General features: G+C 40.6%; 21 protein-coding genes. 13 read left to right on the plus strand and 8 right to left on the minus strand.

The annotated features are described in order from the left end of the window. Positions 1 to 129: 129 nt before the first annotated feature. From HYG79_RS00950 to HYG79_RS00960, 3 genes are all read left to right on the plus strand, one after another. Positions 130 to 1,020, plus strand: a complete 891-nt coding sequence (locus HYG79_RS00950) for a hypothetical protein (RefSeq protein ID WP_179240310.1) — start codon at positions 130 to 132, stop codon at positions 1,018 to 1,020. Positions 1,021 to 1,241: 221 nt separating this feature from the next. Beyond that, a complete protein-coding gene (locus tag HYG79_RS00955; protein ID WP_179240311.1) occupies positions 1,242 to 1,403 on the plus strand; it encodes a hypothetical protein in 162 nt (53 codons plus the stop codon). Positions 1,404 to 1,430: 27 nt separating this feature from the next. Then, positions 1,431 to 1,745 carry a hypothetical protein gene (locus HYG79_RS00960; protein WP_179240312.1) on the plus strand — a complete coding sequence of 105 codons (315 nt, stop codon included), beginning with the start codon at positions 1,431 to 1,433 and terminating at the stop codon, positions 1,743 to 1,745. A gap of 652 nt (positions 1,746 to 2,397) precedes the next feature. On the opposite strand, the gene HYG79_RS00965 is transcribed toward HYG79_RS00960, so the two are convergent. Beyond that, the gene (locus HYG79_RS00965; RefSeq protein WP_179240313.1) at positions 2,398 to 3,453 is read right to left on the minus strand and encodes an IS110 family RNA-guided transposase; all 1,056 of its coding nucleotides are present in this window, start codon (positions 3,451 to 3,453) and stop codon (positions 2,398 to 2,400) included. Positions 3,454 to 3,756: 303 nt separating this feature from the next. Between HYG79_RS00965 and HYG79_RS00970 the strand changes: the two genes are divergently transcribed. Next, the gene (locus HYG79_RS00970) at positions 3,757 to 4,002 is read left to right on the plus strand and encodes an AbrB/MazE/SpoVT family DNA-binding domain-containing protein (RefSeq protein WP_179240314.1); all 246 of its coding nucleotides are present in this window, start codon (positions 3,757 to 3,759) and stop codon (positions 4,000 to 4,002) included. Beyond that, a complete protein-coding gene (locus tag HYG79_RS00975; RefSeq protein ID WP_179240315.1) occupies positions 3,993 to 4,316 on the plus strand; it encodes a type II toxin-antitoxin system PemK/MazF family toxin in 324 nt (107 codons plus the stop codon). The genes HYG79_RS00970 and HYG79_RS00975 overlap by 10 nt, the downstream gene beginning before the upstream one ends. A gap of 334 nt (positions 4,317 to 4,650) precedes the next feature. Here the strand turns inward: HYG79_RS00975 and HYG79_RS00980 are convergent, their stop codons facing one another. Genes HYG79_RS00980 through HYG79_RS01000 form a run of 5 tightly spaced genes read right to left on the minus strand, consistent with a single transcriptional unit; the run spans position 4,651 to position 12,390 of the window. Then, entirely contained in the window at positions 4,651 to 6,708 is a 2,058-nt protein-coding gene (locus HYG79_RS00980; protein WP_179240316.1) for an FN3 associated domain-containing protein, read from the minus strand. A 3-nt stretch (positions 6,709 to 6,711) separates the two neighbouring features. Further along, positions 6,712 to 7,518: a chitobiase/beta-hexosaminidase C-terminal domain-containing protein gene (locus tag HYG79_RS00985; protein WP_179240317.1), complete on the minus strand. Its 807-nt coding sequence runs from the start codon at positions 7,516 to 7,518 to the stop codon at positions 6,712 to 6,714. Continuing rightward, positions 7,518 to 8,552: an NHL repeat-containing protein gene (locus HYG79_RS00990; protein WP_179240318.1), complete on the minus strand. Its 1,035-nt coding sequence runs from the start codon at positions 8,550 to 8,552 to the stop codon at positions 7,518 to 7,520. The genes HYG79_RS00985 and HYG79_RS00990 overlap by 1 nt, the downstream gene beginning before the upstream one ends. Next, positions 8,552 to 10,045, minus strand: coding sequence for a DUF1501 domain-containing protein (locus HYG79_RS00995; protein ID WP_179240319.1), 1,494 nt, complete (start codon positions 10,043 to 10,045; stop codon positions 8,552 to 8,554). Before HYG79_RS00995 ends, HYG79_RS00990 begins: the two co-directional genes overlap by 1 nt. 2 nt (positions 10,046 to 10,047) lie before the next feature. Further along, positions 10,048 to 12,390, minus strand: coding sequence for a PSD1 and planctomycete cytochrome C domain-containing protein (locus HYG79_RS01000; RefSeq protein ID WP_179240320.1), 2,343 nt, complete (start codon positions 12,388 to 12,390; stop codon positions 10,048 to 10,050). Between the two features lie 209 nt (positions 12,391 to 12,599). Here HYG79_RS01000 and HYG79_RS01005 point away from each other — a divergent pair, with 209 nt between their 5' ends. After that, on the plus strand, positions 12,600 to 13,175 hold the full coding sequence (locus tag HYG79_RS01005; RefSeq protein ID WP_179240321.1) for a YdeI/OmpD-associated family protein: 576 nt from the start codon (positions 12,600 to 12,602) through the stop codon (positions 13,173 to 13,175). A gap of 17 nt (positions 13,176 to 13,192) precedes the next feature. On the opposite strand, the gene HYG79_RS01010 is transcribed toward HYG79_RS01005, so the two are convergent. Further along, positions 13,193 to 14,455, minus strand: a complete 1,263-nt coding sequence (locus HYG79_RS01010) for an MFS transporter (RefSeq protein ID WP_179240322.1) — start codon at positions 14,453 to 14,455, stop codon at positions 13,193 to 13,195. Positions 14,456 to 14,652: 197 nt separating this feature from the next. Here HYG79_RS01010 and HYG79_RS01015 point away from each other — a divergent pair, with 197 nt between their 5' ends. From HYG79_RS01015 to HYG79_RS01025, 3 genes are all read left to right on the plus strand, one after another. Then, a complete protein-coding gene (locus HYG79_RS01015) occupies positions 14,653 to 15,420 on the plus strand; it encodes a CDP-alcohol phosphatidyltransferase family protein (RefSeq protein ID WP_179240323.1) in 768 nt (255 codons plus the stop codon). A 38-nt stretch (positions 15,421 to 15,458) separates the two neighbouring features. Then, entirely contained in the window at positions 15,459 to 16,865 is a 1,407-nt protein-coding gene (locus tag HYG79_RS01020) for an amidohydrolase family protein (RefSeq protein WP_179240324.1), read from the plus strand. 98 nt (positions 16,866 to 16,963) lie between these two features. Further along, positions 16,964 to 17,125 carry a hypothetical protein gene (locus HYG79_RS01025; protein ID WP_179240325.1) on the plus strand — a complete coding sequence of 54 codons (162 nt, stop codon included), beginning with the start codon at positions 16,964 to 16,966 and terminating at the stop codon, positions 17,123 to 17,125. Between the two features lie 284 nt (positions 17,126 to 17,409). On the opposite strand, the gene HYG79_RS01030 is transcribed toward HYG79_RS01025, so the two are convergent. After that, positions 17,410 to 17,856 (minus strand): nuclear transport factor 2 family protein, encoded by a 447-nt coding sequence (locus HYG79_RS01030; RefSeq protein ID WP_179240326.1) that lies wholly within the window; start codon positions 17,854 to 17,856, stop codon positions 17,410 to 17,412. Between the two features lie 94 nt (positions 17,857 to 17,950). Here HYG79_RS01030 and HYG79_RS01035 point away from each other — a divergent pair, with 94 nt between their 5' ends. The 4 genes from HYG79_RS01035 (at position 17,951) to HYG79_RS01050 (ending at position 24,649) form a co-directional block, all read left to right on the plus strand. Next, positions 17,951 to 18,550, plus strand: a complete 600-nt coding sequence (locus HYG79_RS01035; RefSeq protein ID WP_179240327.1) for a methyltransferase domain-containing protein — start codon at positions 17,951 to 17,953, stop codon at positions 18,548 to 18,550. A 109-nt stretch (positions 18,551 to 18,659) separates the two neighbouring features. Next, positions 18,660 to 21,911, plus strand: coding sequence for a WD40/YVTN/BNR-like repeat-containing protein (locus HYG79_RS01040; protein ID WP_179240328.1), 3,252 nt, complete (start codon positions 18,660 to 18,662; stop codon positions 21,909 to 21,911). Positions 21,912 to 21,941: 30 nt separating this feature from the next. Next, a complete protein-coding gene (locus HYG79_RS01045; RefSeq protein ID WP_179240329.1) occupies positions 21,942 to 23,879 on the plus strand; it encodes a S9 family peptidase in 1,938 nt (645 codons plus the stop codon). 74 nt (positions 23,880 to 23,953) lie between these two features. Next, positions 23,954 to 24,649, plus strand: coding sequence for a DUF2490 domain-containing protein (locus HYG79_RS01050; protein WP_179240330.1), 696 nt, complete (start codon positions 23,954 to 23,956; stop codon positions 24,647 to 24,649). The last annotated feature ends 8 nt before the right edge of the window (positions 24,650 to 24,657 follow it).

The raw sequence follows: 24,657 nt of genomic DNA on the forward strand, positions 1-24,657 counted from the left end.
GCCTATCCTGGTTTAAACTAAAATCAGCATAAACAAATCCGCTACTTATTATACTTAGCATAAATAGTAAACATTTTAAAAAACGCAAATATTTTAAAATTAAAAAAACGAAAAAAATCAATATAAAATATGACTGTAGTAAGGATAAGAAAAGTAATTGTTTGTAGTTTTTTGATTTGTAGCACTTTTCATTTAAATGCTCAACCAGATAACTTTAAAACTCAAAGAACAAAAATGGCATTATACAATGTAGGTGTAAATGCTTTATTTGGAGGTGTTGGGAGTCTTATCAATAAAAAAGCTGATGAAACTAATTTCAAGACCTTTATTAACGGGTTTTATAAAGGAGCTATCGGAGGAACAGTCAGTCATGTTGGACTTTCTATGTCTCATCTAATTGAGTCAAAACAAAATATTTCATATGCTTGGCCTGCGAGATTCGTGAATGCAATTGGTAGTTCAATAGTTCAAAATGCTGCAGAAAACAACAGAATGTTTGAACGTTTACATTTTAATTTGTATGCTGCGAGACTTGAATATTTTCCATACCAAAAAAGATTTAATGCTAGACTTTTTACATCGTCTATTTATGGTATTGCAGTGGTCGGTAGTGGGAGTAGATTTGATTTAAATACCTCTTTAAAGTCGGGAGTACTTTTCTTTGAATCCGATGGAAGGTTTGAAAATGCACTTGGATCGGGAAGAGCAACTGGTCAAGTAAGCTCAATAGGGATGCAGTCCGATATTCAAGGAGACTTGTTTTATAAAGTATTTGCAGAAGAGGTAGCCCATATACAACAATATGATCGCAAAGTTGGTGGCAATGCTTTTGCCGTTAAACTTGATGCAAATTGGAAAAGAAATTCAAAATTTTATAAGAATACATCCAAGTATATCTACTTTGATTTAAATGGTCCTTTGTTTTTTATAGCTTATGCCATTGAAGAAGGTGGTAAATGTAATTTTTTCGAGCAGGAGGCTGTGAACTATGCAAATAGAATTGTAAACCCTTGCAATTAAAAATATCTTTAATATTGATTGGATTTTAATAAAATTTAACAAAAATTTCTTGAAAATCTATATAAAAATTGTGGAAAATATAGTTTTTGTAAATTTTTAGAAAGGCCTAAACTTTTTAAATTTGGCTTTTAAAATAAAAACAAAACATAAAAATTCGGCTCTGTGTTAATCCCAAAAGTCAGTGTCTTTTACACGCCACGTTTCATACACAAGACCGTTGTATGCCATTTGACCAAATAGAAAAATTGAACTGGGAATTATATAATCTAACAGGATTTGTAGGTTTAAACGAAAAATCACCTAATGGACTTTATGTCCTTCATTTTTCTGGTGGTCATTTGGACAAAGATTTGTGGGTAAGCGGAAAATTAGCATTAATATGAAATGGAGAGATACTATTTCAAAAAATAATGGAACGTCCCAATGATTGCAAAGTGAGTAATGACGGAATTGTGATTTGTTGCGACTGGTTGAATTGGACTGAATTAAGTGGCTGTTTTAAAATTTTCGACAGCTTCGGCGAAGAACTTATTTCAATTAAAACTAAAGCCAATTTAGGTAATAGCTCTATCAGTTTAGACTCTAAAATAGCTCTTGTTGAAACCCATAATTCGGACAACGAAGATGGAGACAAAATATTCCTTTTTGACATTCCAAACCGCAACTTAATAGCCAAATTAGACAGACCTACTTCGTTCGTAAAAGCTAAAATAATCTCTAGTTAAAAACGAATAGTTTTTGTAGATAACAAAAATTTTAAATACGAAATCGACTTTGAGGGAAATCAAACCAATTCAGAAAGCTATTATAATCAAATAATTAATAAAGGCAACGCCGACGACATCCTATCCTACTTTTATGGTCTACCCAAAGAAATCAAACTAACGGACGAAAATTATTTAAATGCTTTAATAGAAATTACGGAGAAACAAGATAACCGTTCAGGACTGGATATGATTTACAGGGAAATAGGAGAGTTTTACGAGCTTTCTGGAGAAATGAACAAAACAATTGAATACTGGAACAAGGCTATCGCTTTAAACCCTAAATGTGGTGTAAAAAGGAGGTTGAATAAACTCAGGACGGAAAAATAACTATTGCCAACAATGGCTCCTATGAAAAGCCATAGTCCAGTGTCTCAAAGATAATTAATATGTTGTTTAATCTTAAACCACCCTTTTTTTCTTTTAATATAACTTGCTCCGCATCCTATATGTGATAGACCTTTTGGTCTTCACCGGCATCTGTATGATCATAAGTTAATCAGTCCGGTCACTTGCTAACCGATGTGATAGATCTTAAAAGCCGATCTTCACCCACATTGTTCTGTGATCTGGACTATGTTACTTCTTGTTGAGCTTTGTTATCAATTTATATTTATTCTATGACCCCTATTTGATAGGGAGTCTCCGTCTTTATTACTGCAAGGGTTCTGCTCAGTAGTTTTCTAGCTACCTTCACTATAATCGATTTAACGTTCTTGCCCCGGTGTTTTCTATAATACCCCTGCATCACGGGATCGGTTCGAATAGCTTGCCAAGACGCTTCTATAAAGTAACTCCTCATCAAGCGGTGAGCACGCATGGTGATACCCGTATTGCGGAAAGTGTCGCCACTCTGGTAAACCCCAGGGGCCATGCCCACATAACCTGCCAAGTGCTTGATGTTCTTGAAACGGCGCAGGTCGCCCAGCTCACTTAAAATACCACTGGCGACTATGCCCCCTATCCCGGGAATACTCTTCAATAACTCAAAGTCCTTCTTATAATATTGCTTGGTGTACTTGCGAAGGCTCGTCGATACATCCCTGAACTCCTTGTCGATAAACCTGAAACTGCGCATACGGCTCGCAAGTACAATATTGCACGGTTCGTAATCGAAGACCAACGTGTCCAACCAAGTACGGAACCTATGGCTCCAATGGTCATTGTCGAACTCCTCCGGTACCGTTATCCCGTAATACAACAACTGCATCTTGATATAACTCTTGACCTGGCGCATATCCTTGACCAGATCGTTACGCCTTCTAAAGAGACTTCGCAATTGTTCCCGCTTGGGGTCGGGCACTTGTATGCTCTCCAAACGACCATCTTTAAGCTCCCTGGCTATGAGCTGTGCATCTATCCTATCGGTCTTGGTATGGCGTTCCTTACCTCTCCTGAAAATATCCGCAGGGTTCACCACCAAAGAACGCCAACCATAACCCTCGAGGCAACGATGGGCATGGTAACCGCAACAGCCAGCTTCATAAGCTGTTGTAACATCGTAATCGGGATAATACTTCTCAACATAGTTTAGAAGCAGTTCAGGCTCGGGCGACATTGAAAAAGTCCTGCCGGAACTAAGGTCGGTAGCACAGTGGACCTTCCAGCTACGTTTGTGTATGTCGATACCAATGAATAACTTAGGTCTTGCAGTTTGTTGTGTTTCCATATCTTTTGATTTTAACGGATCTTAAAGATACTCGACAGGCTGCTTTTTCATAGATGCTAAACGTAATGCTGACTTTAGGGCATAATCGAGAGGCAGTGTACATTTATGAAGTCACTAAATCTTATGGATTTCGCTTTGGAATAAAAAAGAAAAAGCAAAACCAAAGGCTTTAGCTTAGTGCCTAAACCGGAACATAAAGTTTCCCTGCCTGCCTCATTTCCCGTAGTCTTATCATTGTCATTAATACCAAAAAACTTGCAGAAATAAATAAATGTAATAACTTTGTAACTACAACATAAAGTTATGGAAGCTGCAATCATAAAAATCGGAAATTCTAAAGGTTTGCGTCTAAGCAAAACGATACTTGAAAAATACAATATTAAGGATAAGGTCGAAATGATTTTGGAAAAAGGACAAATAATCCTGAAACCAATAGATAGCCCTAGAAAAAATTGGGACAAAGCATTCGAAAAAATGCGCGAAAACAATGATGACCGTCTATTGTTCAACGATGTCTTCGAAGATGAAAACTTTGAAGAATGGAATTAAAACAATATTCCATAATACTCGTAAATCTTGACCCTACAATCGGTAGTGAAATTAAGAAAACACGACCATGTGTAATATTATCACCTAATGAAATAAACCGATTTTTAAATACGATTGTTGTTGCCCCTATGACAACTAATTTAAAAAAGTATCCGACCAGAATTCAAGTGGGGCATAATAATAAAAAGGGGATGGTCGCCATCGACCAAATTCGGACAATTGATAAATCACGGATAATAAAAAAGTTTGACCGATTAACAAAATCCGAAATTCAAAATTGTAAGGATGTTATCAAAGAAACATTCGTGGATTAAAAGCAGAACAGCATAAGATTTACGAATACAAAACCTGAAGGTAATGCTGACTTTAGGGCATAATCTAGAGGCAGTGTATATTTAAGATGTCGCTAAATCTTATGGATTTCGCTTTGGAATAAAATAAGAAAGGCTACATAACCATACACGCCTTAAATTTTATAAAGACCAATCCTTTGAGTTCTCTTATGGTCCTAATAGGTGGACCATTCGTTGGACTATCATACTTTATCTGGAATAACGGAATTTTAATGTTGATCAGCTGTGTTGTATTCGCATCTGGGTTAGCGCTACTTCTACATCGAAAGGAAGCAAAAAATTAAAATTATTGCGATTAATTGATTACGATTTCATCTACAAAAAGCCAGCTCTTACCGCCCGGATTTTGATGCCATGATGGGTTTTCAAGAACACTTTTTACCTCAACACGAACATATTTGGCCGTAGTTTTGGGAAATTCGATATCAAAAAACTTAGAAGATATCGTAGAGGTAGGTGGCAAAGGTCCCAAATCAACGGTATGTAAGTGTGTAAACCGTTTGCCATCGTCGGAAACCGAAACCTTGAACCCTACGGGAAAGAAAATCCAACTCCCGGGCACGGAGAGCGCACCTACCGATACCGAACTGATGTCCTGTTTTTCAGCAAGAGCGAACGTGGCATTAAAATGCGTGCCTTCGTACCCCAACCAATTACCATCCACAAAATTATTACTGCCCCGTTTTAGGTCTACCAATGTTGTGCCGCCCTGCGCCGCATATTTTTCATTGGGCAGCTTGTTCAACGCCACTTTGTCGTAGTTTAAGGTACTCTTCTTAAAATCCGAGGAAACCACATCACTTTTACCCCATCCCGTTTTGTAGGTTATTGCTTTTATGGTAGCCCTGTCCTTTAAAACTATAGGCTGCGTATACACCAATGAGGTGGTATCGGGAACCGAACCATCTAGCGTGTAGAACATTTGGGTGTCTTCGAACGGATAACTCATTTCTACGGTCAGCGAATCCATGATAAAGTAGGAATCGGCTATGATCGTGGGTGGGAGCAGCTCGGTCTCTCCAAAAATATCATCATCAATCTCATGTACCGTGGTTGCAACTTTATCAGTTTTGAACGTATGTATCGCATCGTTGGTGATACTGGTCTGCCAAATGTACAAATCGGTCAAGTTGGGGAGTTGCCGTAACCTATCCATTACGGTATTCGTCACTTGCGTACCATACAAGTTGAGCGATTCCAACAATGTGAGGTCTTCAGTAAATTCCAAGGCTTCATCCGTTATCCCGGTATTATGCAATTGCAATTTTGTCAGATTTTTAAAGGAACGTATTTCCGTAGCGAGCGAATCATGAAAATTAGAGTTGCCCAAATTCATTTCAACAATATTCTCCGCATAATCGTTCAACAGTTCAAAACTGTTCTTGCTCAAAGTTTTTTTGTTGGAAAGGTTGACCATGTACAAGGGGCTTTCTTCCTTTAAGGATAATATGGAAATCCCATTGGCCAAAACGGTATTCAACCAAACATCGGGAGCAGGTTCCAATTGTCTGGCCAAAACTGCCCTGGTAGAGGTATCTTCCTCCAAATCGTTCAAAAAGCCCTGTACTCTTTTATTGCGTTCCAAATCGGCCGTAATACAATCAAAACAGTTGTTGTTTGCTATCCACCAATTCAAAAGTGCCACCTCGTTTGGGGTCAACTGCACTTTACCTTTAGGCGGCATATGCTCTTCATCTTCCATGGGCAAGGCTATACGATGTACCAACATCGGCGGCCGGGTCTCCGTTGAATCCAAAATACTTCCCGAATCGCCTCCTTTAAGAATTTCAGCTTGAGAGGTCAGCAATAGTTTCCCTTCGGTTTTTTTCGTATTGTGACAACTTACACATTTTGCATCGAAAATGGGCTGTACAATATCATTGTAGACCAAGGCCTTGTCCACATCTTCAATTGATTTTTTGGCCTTTGAGGTATCCTTCGTTAAAAAATCCTCGCCGTGGGTCATGCTACCGCCCCAATGCCCCGCAAGTGTCAACATAACATTGGCCAGGATAAAAAGCGGAAAATACAATTTTGCCAATACCGCTTGTTTTGCCTCTTTTGCGAAAAATAAAATAATGGTGACGGCAGTTAGGCTTATGGCCATCCATTTATGCCTAAAAAGCAATTCTTCGTCATATGCTCCGTTAGATTCCAGTAAAAGTCCCGTACCTATGGATGCCAATGCGCTCAAAACGCCAAAACCGATAGCCAGTTTAATGACCCCGCCAATATTTTGATCTGGTTTTAAGCGTTGGTAAATTTCCAAAATAAAGGCAAAAATGAGTATTCCTATCGGTAGATGTACCAAAACCGGATGAAAATTGCCAATATTTATCATTAAGTATGTCATATGTTACTCTACTAAAATTTCATCTATAAAAAAGAATGGCAGGGTTCCCTTGCCTTGATGCCACTCGGGAATCGCTTCCATTACATTGATTTCAATGGTAATGGCACTGTAATTTCCTACTGTAACAGGGATGTCCAAAAACTGCATTTGAGTAGGTTGTGCCTCTTTGGGTGTATCAAAGTACACTGAGCCTATTTCTTTGGTATCAGCGATAACGCTAATTGATACTGGAGAAAATATCCATGCATTATGGTCCCTAAGCGTACTCAAAATTACCTTTGATAGCGATTGTTGCTTTTTAAAATCCAGGTCTATGGCGATTTTTTCGGATTGAAACCCCAACCACTGCTTGCCCGACCTAAATTGTGTAGTGCCCTTTTGTAAATCTACCAAGGTTCTGCTACCATTACCCCTGTAATTGGGATGGGCCTGGGGCGTGATCGCCATATCAATATCGGCGATGGTGTTTTTAACCTGTACCAATTTGGTGAGTACTTGGGTGCTAGCCTTATGTTGGGGATGAAAAACACGAAAAGAATATTCGGCCGATCTATCTATTTGAAGCGGATTTGTGTATACCAATGATGCTTTGGTCACTTCGCCACCATCGGTCGTGTATCTAATTTCAGCATCGGCCAATCCAAAGTCAGCGGTTATTTGTGCGGATGTATGGAACAATAAAGAATCGACCACCATACGCGGCGGAGACAATTCAAAAGTTTCAACCGAAGCCAGCACTGGTTTCTCAGTTTTCTTGCAGCATACTACCAATAGCATAAGCGCCAATATGTAAGACAACCTTTGCGCCATTATACTCGATATAGTTTGATGGGATATGTTTTACCTGAATTCCATTGGGCAACGTATAGGTTTTCATCATCATCAACACAAACATCATGTGGGTGATGAAAAACTTTTAGCGTTTGATACATGGGGCTCAAAATTCCGTCTTTATAGGTTGGCTCACAACCGCCTGGAGCGGAAACCAATGTATCGTTTTCGTTCAAAATGCTAACAAATCCCGTACCTTCAGAACCATCACCCGACCAAATAGTGGCCAGGTATACATTTTTGTCGTGAATGACCGGTCTACAAATAAATGCGCCCGGTAAATCTATGGTACTGATGTATTCGCCTTGGAGGCTAAAACGCTTTAACTTATTCTGTTGGCGTGCCGTTATCAACAAAGAAGGGTTAGAGGCATCCCGTGTATCCAAACAAATACCATGGGCATTATTGAACAAATGATTTTCTTCTCCCCTTCCACCAAAAACATTCAACAATTCCCCTTTTGCGTTGTAATGCATAATATATTGCTCGCCATACCCATCAGCAATATACACATCGCCATTAGGAGCAATAGCGGTTTCTGTGGGTATATATTTATCTTTGGCATCATACTTACCCGACGCTTTAGGATAGGGAAAAACCTGCATTACCTTGCCTTGAATCGTGGTTTTTATGACCTCGTGACGATTGTTATCGGCGATGTATAGAACATCTTCCCCATTTTCCACATGTAAGGTTAGCCCGTGTGCACCGGGATAATCCGTACCCCAAACTTCTAACAGTTTTCCCGAACGGTCGTAAACAATGATATTATTTTTGGTATGATTGGTCAACAAAATAATTCTGCCTTTAGAATCCTGCACCATTTCATGGCAGTCATTGACCGGGTAAAAATTGGAATTCAGGGCACCCCACTGCAGGTCAATTTTATACTGATGCGAATTATGGCCTATAATAGCATCTTTATATTGTACAAAACTGTTTGCTCGAGACATTCCGCTGATCATACCTAATGATAAAACACTAGTATTTTTGACAAAGTTTCTTCTATCCATTAAACCAACAGATCATTTAGAACGTGACCCTCCACATCGGTCAAACGGAATCTTCTCCCTTGGTATTTATAGGTAAGCTTCTCATGGTCAATTCCCAATAAATGTAGCATTGTAGCCTGAAAATCATGAACGTGTACAGGGTCTTTTACAATGTTGTATCCAAACTCATCGGTCTCCCCATAAACCACACCGGGTTTTATGCCACCCCCGGCCATCCACATCGTAAAGCACCTTGGGTGATGATCACGACCATAGTTGGTATCGGTAAGCTGGCCTTGAGAATAATTGGTCCTTCCGAATTCCCCGCCCCATATGATCAGGGTATCTTCCAACAATCCACGCTGTTTTAGATCGGCAACCAAGGCTGCGGATGCCTGATCCACATCTTTTGCCTGTTTTTCGATTGCCCCGGGCAGGTTATCATGCTGATCCCAACCCATGTGATACAATTGGATAAAACGAACATCTTGCTCGGCCAGCCTTCTTGCCAATAAACAATTTGCGGCATAGGTGCCTGGGATTTTGGCATCGGCCCCATACATTTTGTAGATATAATCCGGCTCATTGTCGGTACTCATGACATCTGGAACCGAAGTCTGCATTTTGTAGGCCATTTCATATTGGGAAATTCTACTTTGAATTTCTGGATCACCAAATTCGTCGTATTGCTTATCGTTGAGCTGTGCCAGTTTATCCAAGATGGCCCTTTTACTTTCTTTGGTGATGCCTTTGGGGTCGTTCAAATAGAGTACAGGATCTTTTGCCGCCCTAAATTGAACTCCCTGGTGTAGGGAATGTAAAAATCCGTTCCCCCATAATCTTGTATATAGCGGTTGTCCGTTAGGTCTTCCCGAGCCTCTGGACAACAACACTGTAAATGCGGGAAGGTTTTTATTTTCACTGCCCAACCCGTAACTAAGCCAAGAACCCATGCTGGGCCTTCCCGGTTGTTGAGAGCCTGTTTGAAAGAAAGTAACCGCAGGGTCATGGTTTATGGCCTCGGTGTACATTGATTTTACGATACACAGCTCATCAACCATTTTGGCCGTGTAAGGCAATAGGTCACTGATCCATGTACCGTTACTGCCATATTGTTTGAAATCGAATACGGAGCCCGCCAAAGGAAAGCTATCCTGACCTGAAGTCATCCCGGTAAGTCGTTGACCGTTACGAATGGATTCGGGCAACTCCTCTCCCCTTCTCTTGATAAGTGTAGGTTTATAATCGAACAGTTCCAATTGTGACGGACCGCCACTTTGAAATAGATAGATTACCCTTTTTGCCTTTGAAGCATGGTGCAGCGAGTCTAAAATACCTTTGTTGCTCCCAAAACTGGAGGTTGATGTAATCAATCCGTTTTTATCCTTGCTAAAAAACTCGCATCCCATCAACGAACCTAGTGCCAATGAACCCGCACCCAAGGCCGCTTTTCCTAAAAAGGACCTTCTGTTTAACAACAGCGAGCGTTCCTCTAAAATTTTCTTTTCACTCATAATTATCCTCTTGTAATGGTTTCGTCCAAGTTTAAAACAGTGTGTGCCACCAATGAAAGGGAAGCCAATTGTTTTTCGGAAATTTTTTCATCTGCCCTAAAATCGCCTATTTCAATATATTCCGATGCATTGACCGCACCGCTATCAATTTTAGACATCATATCGTTGTAATGTTGCATCAACATTTCCATTTCCTGGTCATCGGGCAAACGCGACGTTGCTTTTTGAAAGACATAGGCAATCTGTTTGTCCAGTTTTTGTGGATATTTTTGGATTGTGTTTGTCGCCAAGGCCCTGGACGCTTCAATAAGCTGTGGATCGTTCAACAATACCAATGCCTGCAAGGGCGTATTGGTCTCCTGTCGTTTTACGGAGCACAAATCCCTAGAAGACGTATCAAATGTCATCATACTTGGTGGGGGTACGGTTCTTTTCCAAAAAGTATACAAACTTTTGCGATAGAGGTCTTCGCCCGTACCTTGAACGTATCTTGCCGTACTACCACCCCCGCCACCTGTGGTTTCTTCCCAAATACCGGCAGGTTGATACGGTTTTACACTTGGCCCGCCAACTTCTTTAACAAGTAGCCCACTTATCTGCAAAGCCTGGTCCCTGATCATTTCGGCGGTAAGTCGCATTCGCGGTGCCCTGGCCAACCATCTGTTTTCCGGGTCTTTTTCGAGTATTACCGGGTCAATTACAGAACTTTGCCTGTAGGTAGCCGACATAGCAATGTATTTCAGCATTTTTTTGGTATCCCATCCTTGATCCTGATATTTGAGTGCCAAATAATCCAATAGTTCCGGATGCGATGGCAAAGCCCCTTGATTTCCGAAATCATATGAAGTGCTTACCAAGCCCGTACCGAACATGCGCTGCCATAATCGGTTTACGGAAACCCGTGCCGTAAGCGGATTGTCCGCATTGAACAACCACTTTGAAAGCCCTAACCTGTCCTTTGAATAATTTTCGGGAAAGTCCAATACAGAACTGGGCGTATTGGGATACACCTGGTCGGTAGGTTGGTCGTAGACCCCTCTGTTCAAAATAAAGGCAGGTCTTTTTTCTTCCCGCTCATACATTACCATTACAGGAATCTCCTTTTTTTCGGATTTCTGCAAATTGATAAAACTCAACACCCCATTAGCTTCTTTTTCGGTAATGGTAATGTAGGGTTCGGGGGTCTCATCCGGCAGGGGCACGACCTGTTTCTCTTTATTGTTGTTAAAGAAACTGAAAAGTTCAAAATGTTCTTTTTGGCTTACCGGGTCATATTTGTGGTCGTGACAACGGGCACACTCCAACGTAAGTCCCAAAAACGTTGTACCGAATGTCTGAAGCCTGTCCTCAACATATTCCACATGATATTCCTCGGGAATAACACCACCTTCAAAGGTGATTTTATGGTTACGGTTAAAGCCCGTAGCCAGTATTTTTTCCAAATTGGAATCAGGGAGGAGGTCACCGGCCAGTTGATAGGTAACAAACTCATCATAGGGCATATTTTTGTTAAAAGCATGAATGACCCAATCCCTCCAAGGCCACATGGTGCGCTCAAAATCATCTTGATACCCATGGGTATCGGCATATCGGGCAATATCCATCCATTCTGCCGCCATGTGCTCGGCATAATCGGTAGTGTTCAGCAATGAATCCACAATCTGTTCATATGCTGCATCGGAAGAATTATTTACAAAGGCATCAATCTGTTCAGGATTTGGCGGGAGTCCCGTTAAATCAAAGAAAACCCTTCGTATCAGTTTTTCTTTCTTTGCCTGCTCTGAAGGCCGTAAGCCTTGTAATTTCATTTTTTTGTAAACAAATCGGTCAATTTCATTTACTCCCCAAGCCGTGTCCTTGACTTTTGGAACCAATTGCGGTTCTGGCGGGATAAATGCCCAGTGTTCTTTATATTCAGCTCCTTGTGCGATCCATTTTTCCAAAATGGCCTTTTCTTTAGGCGTCAAAGTTAAATTTGACTCGGGCGGCGGCATGATTATATTAGGGTCGTCGTGATATATACGGTTTACAACTTCGCTTTCCTCTGGTTTTTTGGGAACTATGGCATAACGGTCTTTATTTTCGCCCAATGCCTTATAAGCATCTTCGGCGGTATGTAATGAAAGATTGCCTTCGATCGCATTCTTATCCGGCCCATGACAAATAAAACAGCGGTCGGACAAAATCGGTTTTACGTCAAAAGTGAAATCTATTTTATCGGGAATACCCGCCAAATCAGCCTTTGCAATAACTTTTTCCTTTGTTGAAGGGTTTTGCTGACATGCATAAAAAACGCTAAAAAATACAAACAATACCACTCCTAAGAAAACTCTTAGAAACTGCATATTGCTTATTAGTACTGTAAATTTTGTGTTATTCATGAAAATAAAGATAAAGTTCCTTTAAAATTAAGGACAATTGCTCAAGAATATCCACAAAATTCGACAAATAACAATTTTGAAGTCATCAACATTACTTTACATGTTCACGTTGATTATTTTTATGCTAAATTGAATACTTCCAAAAGGTTACGCCATATGCAAAAGTTATAAATATGAAGAATAGACCCGAAATATATTTCAAGAATGCCGCTGAATTTAGGGCATGGCTTGATGAAAACCATCACGTGTGTGACGGAATATATCTGATTTTTTACACCATTGCCCACGAAAAGGACAGTATGCGTTGGGAAGAAGCGGTAAGGGTAGCCTTATGCTACGGTTGGATAGATAGCACCGTAAAAAGTCTCGGCGACGGTAAACGAAGGCAATATTTTTGCCCAAGAAAACCAAAAAGTGTTTGGAGCAAGGTAAACAAGCAACACATAAAAGAACTTTTACAAGAGGGATTGATGCATGAAAGCGGACTGGCATCTATCAAAATCGCAAAAGAAAACGGTTCATGGGTCGCCCTGGACGATGTGGAAAACGGGGTTGTTCCAGAAGACTTGCAAAAAGCCTTTGATAAACACACAAAAGCCTTAAAAAACTACAATAGCTTTACCCGTGGACAGCGTAAAAGTTATCTGTATTGGTTAAACCAAGCCAAAAGAGACGAAACCAGACGAAAACGTATCGCCGAAATCATAAGGTTGTGCGAAGCAAATATTAAATCGAGAACGCAACGCTAGCAAACCCTAAGTTGTCCCTAACTTTTTTTTTCAGTATTTAAATGCAATCGCCAATACAGCAAAGAAGCAATGCTACCCACAAAGGAGAACGCCGTCAACATCCAGAATACATTTTGATGGCCAGGCTCCCCGGGGTTTGAATCCAATAGATACCCATAGGCGGGTCCCGCAAAGATATCCGGAGTATAACCCACCAATGAAATTAATCCTACGGCCGTTCCCGTGAGCACCAAAGGAATTTTCCCTTCACGCATAACACTAAAATATAATGCCCTAGCAGCATACACCCCGGCAGCTACAACAATTACCGAAAGAAAAAACAGGGCGGTCGTTGATGGTGCTATGAATCCCGAAGTAAAAAGTATACCGCCCAAAACACACAAGACAAAACTCGAAAACAACCAAAAAGAAATTCTGAAACGATCAACCAGCAAACCGACCAAAATACCGGTAACAGGCCGTAAAAATTGTAAAAACGTACCCACTTGGGCAGATTCAACCTCGCTGTATAACATCACCTCCTTGGCATATAGCGATAATACGTCGGTTATTTTATACCCCACATAGGCACAAAGAATAATAACCATCAACAACCAAACCGCCGGTATTTTCAATACGGTGCCTATTTCCTTGACCGAAATTTTTTGTAGTTGAATCTCTTTTTCATCAATATTGGATTTCATAAAAAACCAAACCAAAATACCTATAATCGATATGATAAGAGCCGAGCAATAAATAACGTAGGTAAAAGCCTCCTTTCTGTCTGACATTTTAGCTACGTTCAAGCTATCCGTAATAAAAAGCGAAAAAATAAAAACGCCCAACAAGCCAAAAAGGGCACCGGTCAAGCCCCTTCCCCCATCCAAAAGGCCAAAGGCCTTACCCTGAGACGTATCACCGCCCCAGACCCTAGCTGCTTTTATCATGGGTGCCCAAAACAAGAAAATCGTCGTAAAGCCCCAATACCCGTATAAAAACCTTAAGGTTGTGTAGCTAGGAAAACGGGCAAAGACCAGCCCGCCCAAAGCGGTCATCCAAAGTGCGATAGCTATCAGTTTTCTTGGTGGATATTTATCGGCCAAAGGGCCACCAAACAGATACGAAGGGATAGCTACGATACCATATACCGAAAAGCAAAGTCCCAATTGAACATTGTCCAACGCAAAAACATCCAACACGGTAGGCCTAAAAATTCTCGGCAATACAAAAGGAAGAATAAATACGGCTTCCCCTGCCAAAATTAAAAGGGCTAGATAATACCAAGTGGCTTTCTGTTTCATATTTTGGTAAGATAACAAGATCTGTTTGAACTGTACAAATAAGTTTGTGAGGCGTTTTATTCTAAACGGCAAAAAACGAATCACAATGTATTTTACCAAATTGTAAATTTAATAGTACTTTTGTGTTAAGTCTTTAAAATGGTGTACCAAGCCAGCGTGTTTCCGTTATTGGTTTTCCGTTTTGATGGATGGTATCAATGTCAAAATTACCCAAAGAAAATCAGTTTTTGGACCTATCGGATTACGGTAGGCCTGTTGCAAAAGCCATCGCCAACTCACTCAAAAACACGTCGCTCACCCCTATTCATGTTACCGTAGGCTTTATAATTTCTGGTCTTTTGGCCATTATCTGTATTTTAAACCATCAGTATTGGGCCACTGCTTTTTTCTTGATTTTAAAATCGATATTGGATGCTGCCGACGGTGAGTTGGCGCGAGTGAAAAATACGCCTTCGTACACAGGTAGGTATCTGGATTCTGTTTCGGATATCATCTTGAACCTCCTTATACTCATAACGATTTGGCATATTACCAATGGTTCCCTGCTTTATACTTTGTTGGCCTTTTTTGGACTGCAGTTACAGGGTACACTTTACAATTATTACTATGTGATTTTAAGAAATAAGTTTGATGGCGATACTACCAGCCGTGTTTTTGAAAATGAGACGCCCATAGCAATGAGCGGTGAGAAGCAACGAAACGTAAACATTCTTTTTGGCATATACAGCGTTCTTTACGGTGCTTTTGATCGTATCATTTATAGGCTGGACAGGCGGGCCGTTGAAAGCGAAAATTTACCCAACTGGTTTATGACCGTGGTATCGACTTTTGGACTGGGTTTTCAATTGTTGATCATAGGACTTATGTTGGTGTTGGGTTTTGAACAGTATATCATTCCCTTTTTTATAGCGTACTCCGTCTTCATTTTTGTCTTTATAGGCCTACGCAGGTTTATCAATCGGTAATTCTTATTATCTTTCATTAACATAAATTCTATCCTAAAATGCAAAAAACGCTTTGCCTATTGCTCTTGTTATGTTTTGGATGCCATGAACCGGTGAGAGATAAATTTGACCTTGTCATTGCCAACGGAAATATTATTGATCTGGAGACAGGTAAAATAAGCGTAGAGGATATTTTTATTTCCAATGGGCGCATAAAAAGAATTGAACGTAAGGATGATTCATTTTTGTACGATACAAACCAAACAATCGATGCTACCGGCAAATATGTACTTCCTGGTTTTTGGGACAATCACGTACACTTTCGTGGTGGCGATTCTCTGATAAGTGCCAATAAAAACTTCTTGAAATTGTACATCGCCAACGGAGTAACCACGGTACGTGATGCGGGTGGCGACTTGACCGCATCCCTAATGCAATGGAAAGCCGAAATCGCCAAAGGAAGCCTGATAGGCCCCAATATTTTTACCTCTGGGCCTAAAATAGATGGTCCCGCAGCCACATGGGCCGGTTCTTTGGAAGTAGAAAACGAGTTGGACATAGAAAACGCATTGGATGTTTTACAAAGAATTCCTTCCGATTATGTTAAACTATACGATAGTCGCATTTCAGGGGAAAACTACCTTAAAACCATCCAAGCAGCTGAAACGAGAGGCCTGATAACCTCTGGGCACATGCCATTTACCGTTACTTTGGACGAAACCGTTGATGCCGGCATAGATGCCATAGAGCACTTATACTATGTAATGAAAGGCTGCGCTGCCGATGAAAAGCGTGTTACCGCTAAGCTTAAAAATAAAGAAATTGGTTTTTGGCAGGCCATGCCCTTATTGATGAAAAGTTATGCCGATAGTACCGCACAACGTACGTTCACGAAATTAAAAGAAAACAAGGTTTATGTGGTACCTACTTTGCATATTGGAAAAATACTGAGCTATTTGGATGAAACGGACCATACCGATGACCCCTATTTAAAGTACATGGGCAAAGGCATAATCAAAACATACCAAGGTCGAATAAATGGTGCGTTGAACGCTTCCAAAAAAGTACGTGCCGACCGTAAAAACTTAGACGCATTTTTTGGAAAATTGGCCAAATCGCTAAACGATTCGGAGGTTGGACTCTTAGCGGGCTCGGACAGCGGAGCGTTCAATTCGTATACTTATCCGGGAGTTTCATTGCACGAGGAATTAAAGCAAATGGTTGCCAATGGTATTTCACCTTTGGATGCCCTGCGGGCCTCCGCACCCAATGGGGCCGATTTTCTAAAGCAAGATGCCGATTACGGCATATTGAGCGTAGGTAAAATAAGCGATTTGGTACTGTTGGATGCCAATCCGTTAGAGGATATTGCCAACACGAAATCGATACATACCGTCGTCAAAGGGAACACAATTATCAATAAGGATAAACTGAACGAATTGCTGAATACTGCAATTCAAAATTGAAACATCTCACGAAAAACAGGCATAACCCCCATATTGATTTTTACCCCTACCGGTAACGGATATCAATAAAATAAGTCCTACAGCCACTCATATCAACGATGGCAAAAGTATTTATTGAAATGGAAAAGGGAACTGTTCCGGAAAATGATCAAGTTGCTGCTGACCTTGGAAAAATAAGTATCCAAAACAATAAAAAACAACGACATGTACAAAACAATCAGTATCGGCACTTGAAAATGCTTAATGTCCAGTCTTACTGAAATACACGCATCTTTTCATACACCGTGACCTATACAAAGCGTATTGGAGAAATTTTAAGTTTCCGTCCGGACTGCAAGTCAGAGTTTTTTGTTTTGTGTTTGCTTATTTTGATGGTTTATTTCAAAAGATACAACAGACTTCATGAACAAGCCATATTTTTTAATATGGTACTAGATTCTCTAATTTGATAAATTCAATGTTTTTGATTCGTTTTTTCCATGTGCTCTCTAAAAAATCTTGTCAGTTCCAAATAAGTAGGTTTTGAGCCTCGAACTTTATCCTTCTATTTTTCTTGGCTGAAAAGGTTTTTCTGTTGTATTACGTCAACTCGTTCAATTTTACCCTCTTCATCAAAAGTGAAAATTTCCACAACTGAACTTCCTTCTTTTCTATCAGGGGTAAGCCAAACCTTGTCATGCATGATAAGCCTGTTGTCAATTTCAGCTAAATGTTGTATCTCATTTCGAACTTCCGGATGATTTTTTAGATGTTCTGCCCGATTATTGTATAACGCTTCAATTCCATCAACTTTTAATACAAAACTACCATCTTCGCCATACATGTATACTTTTACATTTTCGCTAAAATTGTCAACGTACATCTTAGCGTCTTTTCTATTTACAGCACTTACAATACTTCTAGCTCTATCCTGTTTAGACCTCTCTTGGGCATTTGAAAGTATAGGAAGTAACATCGTAATAACCAATACAAAAAAATGTATTCTTTTCATTTTATTTATTTTTAATATTTAGTATGATAATTTTAAATACAACAAGTAATTAAATTCTGTTTAAGTTATTAATTTACACAACTTAATAACGAAAATGAATAAAAACTCGTTAGAAAAATATTGGACCCAAAGATACCAAGATCAAAATACAGGTTGGGATATTGGTTATGCATCTACTCCCATAAAAGAGTATATAGATCAGCTGACCGATAAAAAATTAACCCTCCTAATTCCCGGAGCGGGCAATGCCTACGAAGCGGAATATTTATGGGAGCAAGGTTTTACCAATACCTTTGTGATGGATATTTCCAAAATGCCCTTGCAAGCCTTTAAAGAACGAAATCCCGATTTCCCGCAAGACCAATTACTCTTAACCGATTTTTTTCAACACCGGGGGAAGTACGACCTCATTCTTGAACAAACCTTTTTCTGCTCTTTCGTCCCGACCCATAAAAACCGAAACGTCTACGCCGAACATATAGCCAAACTCTTAAAGCCCAAGGGGAAATTAGTAGGTGTTTGGTTTGATATTCCCCTTACGGGCGATATGGAAAAGCGTCCATTTGGGGGCAGCAAAGAAGAATATCTTAATTATTTAAAGCCCTATTTTACCATCAAAACCTTTGAGCGTTGTTACAATTCCATTTCGCCACGGCAGGGCAATGAACTCTTTGGGATTTTTGAAAAAAAGTAATCTTTCAGGTCAAAGTACAGCAACACGACTTTAACCGTCTTAACGTTCCTTTAAGAATTCCTCTATTGGTTTTTGGTATCTTTAAGCGACAAATTAACTTACCGATAACATGAAACAAAAATTACTTTTCCTTACGGTGCTTTTTGCATCGGTTTCCCTTTGCGCACAAGAATTTAAAATGAATCTGGTCCAAGATTTAAAACCAAGAAATATAGGTCCTGGCGGTATGAGCGGTAGGGTAACCGCAATTGACGTGGTGGTAGATGACCCGGATGTCATGTACGTGGGTACGGCATCAGGCGGATTATGGAAGTCTACCTCTGCCGGTATTACATGGGAGCCCATTTTTGATAAGGAGCTCACGGCTTCTGTCGGGGCGGTCGCCGTACAGCAATCCAATCCATCCGTGATTTGGGTGGGTACTGGAGAAGGCAACCCGAGAAATAGCTTAAATGGCGGTTATGGTGTGTATAAATCTTTGGACGGTGGCAAAACATGGAAAGCTATGGGACTGGAAAAGACACGGCACATCCATCGTATTAAAATAGACCCAATGAACCCGAACACGGTTTACGTTGGGGCCATAGGCTCGCCATGGGGCGAGCATCCCGAACGTGGCGTGTTCAAAACTACCGATGGCGGCGAAACTTGGGAAAAAATACTTTTTGTAAACAATAAAACAGGGGTTGCCGATTTGGTCATGGACCCGACAAACCCCAATAAACTCATCGCCGCAATGTGGGAACATAAGCGCGACCCGTGGTTTTTTAAATCAGGGGGTGCCGGTAGCGGGTTGTACATGACGCATGACGGGGGTACAACCTGGAAAAAACTATCGGATGAGGACGGTTTGCCCAAAGGGGATCTAGGCAGAATAGGTATCGCCATTGCTGCTGGAAAACCAAATATTGTGTATGCCTTGGTAGAGGCTAAAAAAAATGCCCTTTACAAGTCTGAGGATGGTGGGTTCAAATGGAAAAAAATCAACGACAAATCGGATATCGGCAACAGACCTTTTTACTATTCGGAAATCTACGTAGACCCACAGAATGAAAATAGGGTCTATTCCGTCTTTACCTATGTAAACGTGTCACAAGACGGAGGTAAAAATTTCACCGAGCTGATGCCCGCTTACAATGTTGACAATGGTGTACACCCTGACCACCATGCCTGGTGGATTCATCCCGAAAATGGCGATTTTATGCTCAACGGAAATGATGGGGGGCTTAACATTACCCGTGACGGTGGTAAATCATGGCGATTTATAGGAAACCTTCCCGTTGCACAATTTTATCACATTAATGTGGACAACGAGTATCCTTACAATGTTTATGGCGGTATGCAGGACAATGGTTCTTGGAGAGGTCCCGCCTATGTATGGAAAGCCCAGGGTATTCGTAACAGCTATTGGCAGGAAATCGCCTTTGGCGATGGTTTTGATGTGGTACCCGATAGGGACGATTCACAATACGGTTATGCCATGAGCCAACAAGGTTTTGTATCCAGATATGACTGGAAAACCGGCAATAATTACATTGTTCGCCCTACCCCGCCCGATGCAAAAACCAAACTGCGATTCAATTGGAACGCGGCCATAGGCCAAGACCCATTTGATAATAGCACAGTGTATTTTGGAAGCCAATTTGTACATAAAAGTACGGATAAGGGACTCACTTGGAACGTTATTTCCCCCGATTTGACCACCAACGATCCCGAAAAACAAAAACAGAGCGAAAGTGGTGGCTTGACCATGGATGCTACCGGAGCGGAAAACCATTGTACACTTTTGGTAATCGAACCATCTACCTTGGAGAAGGATATGCTATGGACAGCTTCGGATGACGGTCGAGTACATTACACACAAAACGGGGGTGCCGATTGGATTGAGGTTACCCAAAACATAAAAGGTCTGCCCAAAGGAAGTTGGGTGACCCAAATAAAGGCATCCAACAAAAATAAGGGAGAGGCCTTGTTGGTTGCCAATGATTACCGCAGGTTTAATTATACACCATATGCCTACCGTACCAAAAATTATGGGAAAACTTGGGAGCGTATCGTAGATGGCAATGATATTCAAAGTTACACGCTGAGCATTGTCGAGGATATTGAAAACCCTAATTTGTTGTTCTTGGGCACCGACGATGGCCTGTACATTTCTTTTGACGCCGCCACAACTTGGCAAAAATGGACGGAAGGTTTCCCTACGGTTTCCACAAAAGATTTGGTGATCCAACCCCGAGAGCATGATTTGGTCATAGGAACTTTTGGCCGTGCCGCGTGGGTGTTGGATGACATTCGCCCCTTACGGGCTATCGCCTCGGACAAGTCAATTCTAGCCAAGGAAGCGAAACTATTCACTCCGCCAACTGCTTACCAAGCCGCATATCAACAACCTACAGGAAGCAGGTTCGGTGCCGATGCACTTTACAATGCCGAAAACAAAAAAGCAGGCGCCATGATTACCTATTATTTGAAAGAGGGTAAAAAGAAAGCTGACAAACCCGAAAAGAACGATGGGAACGAAGATGAAAATACGGGTTCCGAAAAAGACGGGACCTCTGGAGATACCGATGATAAAAAAGAATTGACAGGCGTACAAAAGAAAGATTCCGTACAGTTTGATTTTTATGACGGCGACAGATTGATCCGTACCTTAAAATACAAGACCCCGGAAAAGGCAGGTTTTCACAGAATTTACTGGGGGATGGACGAAAAAGGGCCAGACAGGCCTTCCCGAAAAATTTCAAAGCGCAAGAACGAACCCGGTGGCATTGACGTAAGACCAGGAACGTACATAATTAAGATGAGCTTTGGGGAGATAACTGACGAAACTACGGTAACCGTGAAACCGGATCCAAGACTAAATGTAAATACAGCTTCTGTAAACGAAGTGTACGAAACCGGGAAAAAGATTCAAGATATGACACAAATAGCCGCAAATGCCGTAAAACAATTGGTTGAAAGCAAAAATGTGGCCCATAAGTATCAAAAGGAACTGAAAGATATGGACAAAGAGAAATTTAAGGAACAAATCAAAGCTTCGAAGGATATTGTAAAACAAATTGATTCCGTCATTGCTTTATATATTGGTAAAGAGGATAAGCGACAGGGTATTACACGTAATCCCGAGATAACGGTAATGCAACGTATCGGTAATGCCGGCTACTACACGGGAACCCGGCAAAACGGCATTACCAAGACCGAAAAAGATTTGATACGATATGCCGAACAGGAATTAAAAAGTGCTCTGGAAAAGACCAATGTTTTTTTCAACGATACATGGAAAGCCTACCGGGAAGAAATAGAAAAATTGGAAGTTTCCCCGTTCAAAGCTACCAAGACCTTTACTATGCGACCGTAAAAATAAAAACATCAATCTAAAACAAGAATTATGAAACAACTCGTTACATTTTTTGCAATTGCCCTAATATGGGGCTGTAAAGAAGAGAAGCCCAAAGAACCTACAGTGGCGGAAAACCTAAAAACCTACACAATTGAACAAATGATGGACAATGAAGCCATTGGCGGTGGTAGCTTTTCGCCTGATAAATCAAAAATGCTGATATCAAGTAACCGATCGGGTATTTACAATATGTATACAGTACCTACATCAGGTGGGGAAATAACGCCGTTGACCCAATCTGATAGTTCATCGGTATTTGCGACGTCTTATTTTCCCAATGACGAACGTATCTTGTTTCGAATGGATGGAAACGGAGACGAAATATATCATATTTACCTAAGGGACATGGATGGCAGTCAAAGAGATTTGACTCCTTTTGAAGGGGCTAGGGCCGGTTTTTCAGGCTGGACGGACGACAAAAAAGGATTTCTGTTTACATCCAATAAAAGAGATGCCAGATATACTGATTTGTATGAAATGGACATAGCTACCTTTACCCCAAAAATGCTATACAAAAACGAAGATGGCTATTTTATTGGCGTGCTATCCAAAGACAAAAAATACCTATCTCTCATAAAACCTATCAATACGAACGATGCCGATTTGTTTTTGTACAACATGGAAGATAAATCCTTAACAAAAATAAATACAAATCAAAGCGCGAACAGCCCCGAGGATTACTCGCCCGATGGTAAATACCTTTACTACACCACAGATGATGGCAGTGAGTTTGCCCAATTAATGAAATATAATATTGCCGATAAGACCAGCGAAAAGGTAATGGCCAAAAACTGGGATATTATGGGTAGCTATTTTACGGAAAATGGTAAATACAGGGTAACTTATATTAATGAAGATGCTAAAAATACGATTGAAGTAATGGATGTGGCTTCCGGGGAAAATATTGAATTGCCAAATCTTGAAAATATGGATATTACCAACGTAGGCTTTTCCCGTGATGAAAAATCAATGCGTTTTTATGCAGGTGGTTCGCATACACCTTCCAACCTATATGTGTTTAACCTAGAAACAAAAGAGCAGACCAAATTGACCGATGTGCTGAACAATGAAATTCAGCCTCAGGATTTGGTAAATGCCGAGGTAATCAGATATGAATCTTTTGACGGGTTGGAAATCCCGGCAATATATTACAAGCCACACCAAGCCACCACAACATCAAAAGTTCCTGCACTCGTATGGGTACATGGCGGTCCCGGTGGTCAATCCCGGCAAGGGTTTAGTTCTTTTATCCAATATATGGTAAATCACGGGTATGCGGTTTTGGCCGTTAACAACAGGGGAAGCAGTGGCTATGGGAAAACCTTTTATAAAATGGATGACCTAAACCATGGTGACAAGGATTTAAAAGATTGTATCGAGGGTAAAAATTGGTTGGCGAAACAACCCGAAATTAATGCTGAAAAAATAGGGATAATAGGCGGTTCGTACGGTGGTTATATGACGATGGCCGCTTTAACCTATGCCCCGGAAGAATTTGATGTAGGTGTAAACCTATTTGGCGTTACCAATTGGATACGAACCTTAAGAAGTATTCCACCATGGTGGGAGGCCCAAAAAGAAGCTTTATATCTAGAGCTGGGTGACCCCAATAGTGCAGATTCCGTTCGTTTAAAGAAAATTTCCCCACTTTTTCATACGGATAAAGTGACCAAACCCCTTATAGTGTTACAAGGCGCCAAAGACCCAAGGGTCTTACAGGTTGAGTCGGACGAAATTGTGGCGGGTGTTCGAAAAAACGGTGTTCCAGTAGAATATGTTCTTTTTGAGGATGAAGGACACGGTTTTGTGAAAAAAGAAAATCAAATCGAAGCCTATAGCAAGGTTTTGGAGTTTTTGGACGTGCATTTAAAAGGCGATAAGGGCACCCCGATTAAAGATGGTAAAAGTATTGAAAGCGATATCTAAAATCACTGGACAACTATAATACGATCGTTCAAAACAATATCTAAAAAAAGATTCTGTCATAAATAAATAATTTAATGAAGAGATTACTTTTGTCATTATTAGTGTTTTTTACCATATCGGCCAATGCTCAAGACACGGGAGAGGATGAATGGGGTGCGTGGCTTATGTATTTTGGTATGAACAAAATATCGGAAAAATGGAGCATACATTCCGAGGCCCAATTTAGATACTATGAGACCGTGAGCAATTTTAACCAACTCTTGTTACGCACGGGGGCGAACTTTCATATCAATAAAAATGCTATTGCCACCTTAGGGTATGCCTATATAGATACCGACCCCAGTTTTGAAGGCAATGAAAACCTAATAAACAATATATCGGAACATCGTATTTTTCAACAATTTATATTGACCAACAAGGTAGGTGAGTTCAATTTTGAGCATAGATATCGCTTGGAACAGCGTTTTATCGAGGTTGAAAATCCCAACAGCCCATTCTTTGATAAAAGGACGGACCATAGGGCGCGGTACAGACTGCAACTTACATTACCGTTGACCAATACTTTTTTCCTGAATTTTTATGATGAGATTTTCATAAACCTTCAAGATCGGGCATTTGACCAAAACCGTTTGTACGCTGCGGCCGGGGTTCACATCACAGAAAACAGTAATATACAGTTAGGGTATCTGAAAAATCATTTTAATGCCATAAACTTTGATAGATTACAGATAGGATTTTTCTATAATCCCGACCTACGTAAGAAGAAATAGATATGCGA

Origin of the sequence: Costertonia aggregata (genome assembly GCF_013402795.1) — a bacterium.
GTDB lineage: Bacteria > Bacteroidota > Bacteroidia > Flavobacteriales > Flavobacteriaceae > Costertonia > Costertonia aggregata.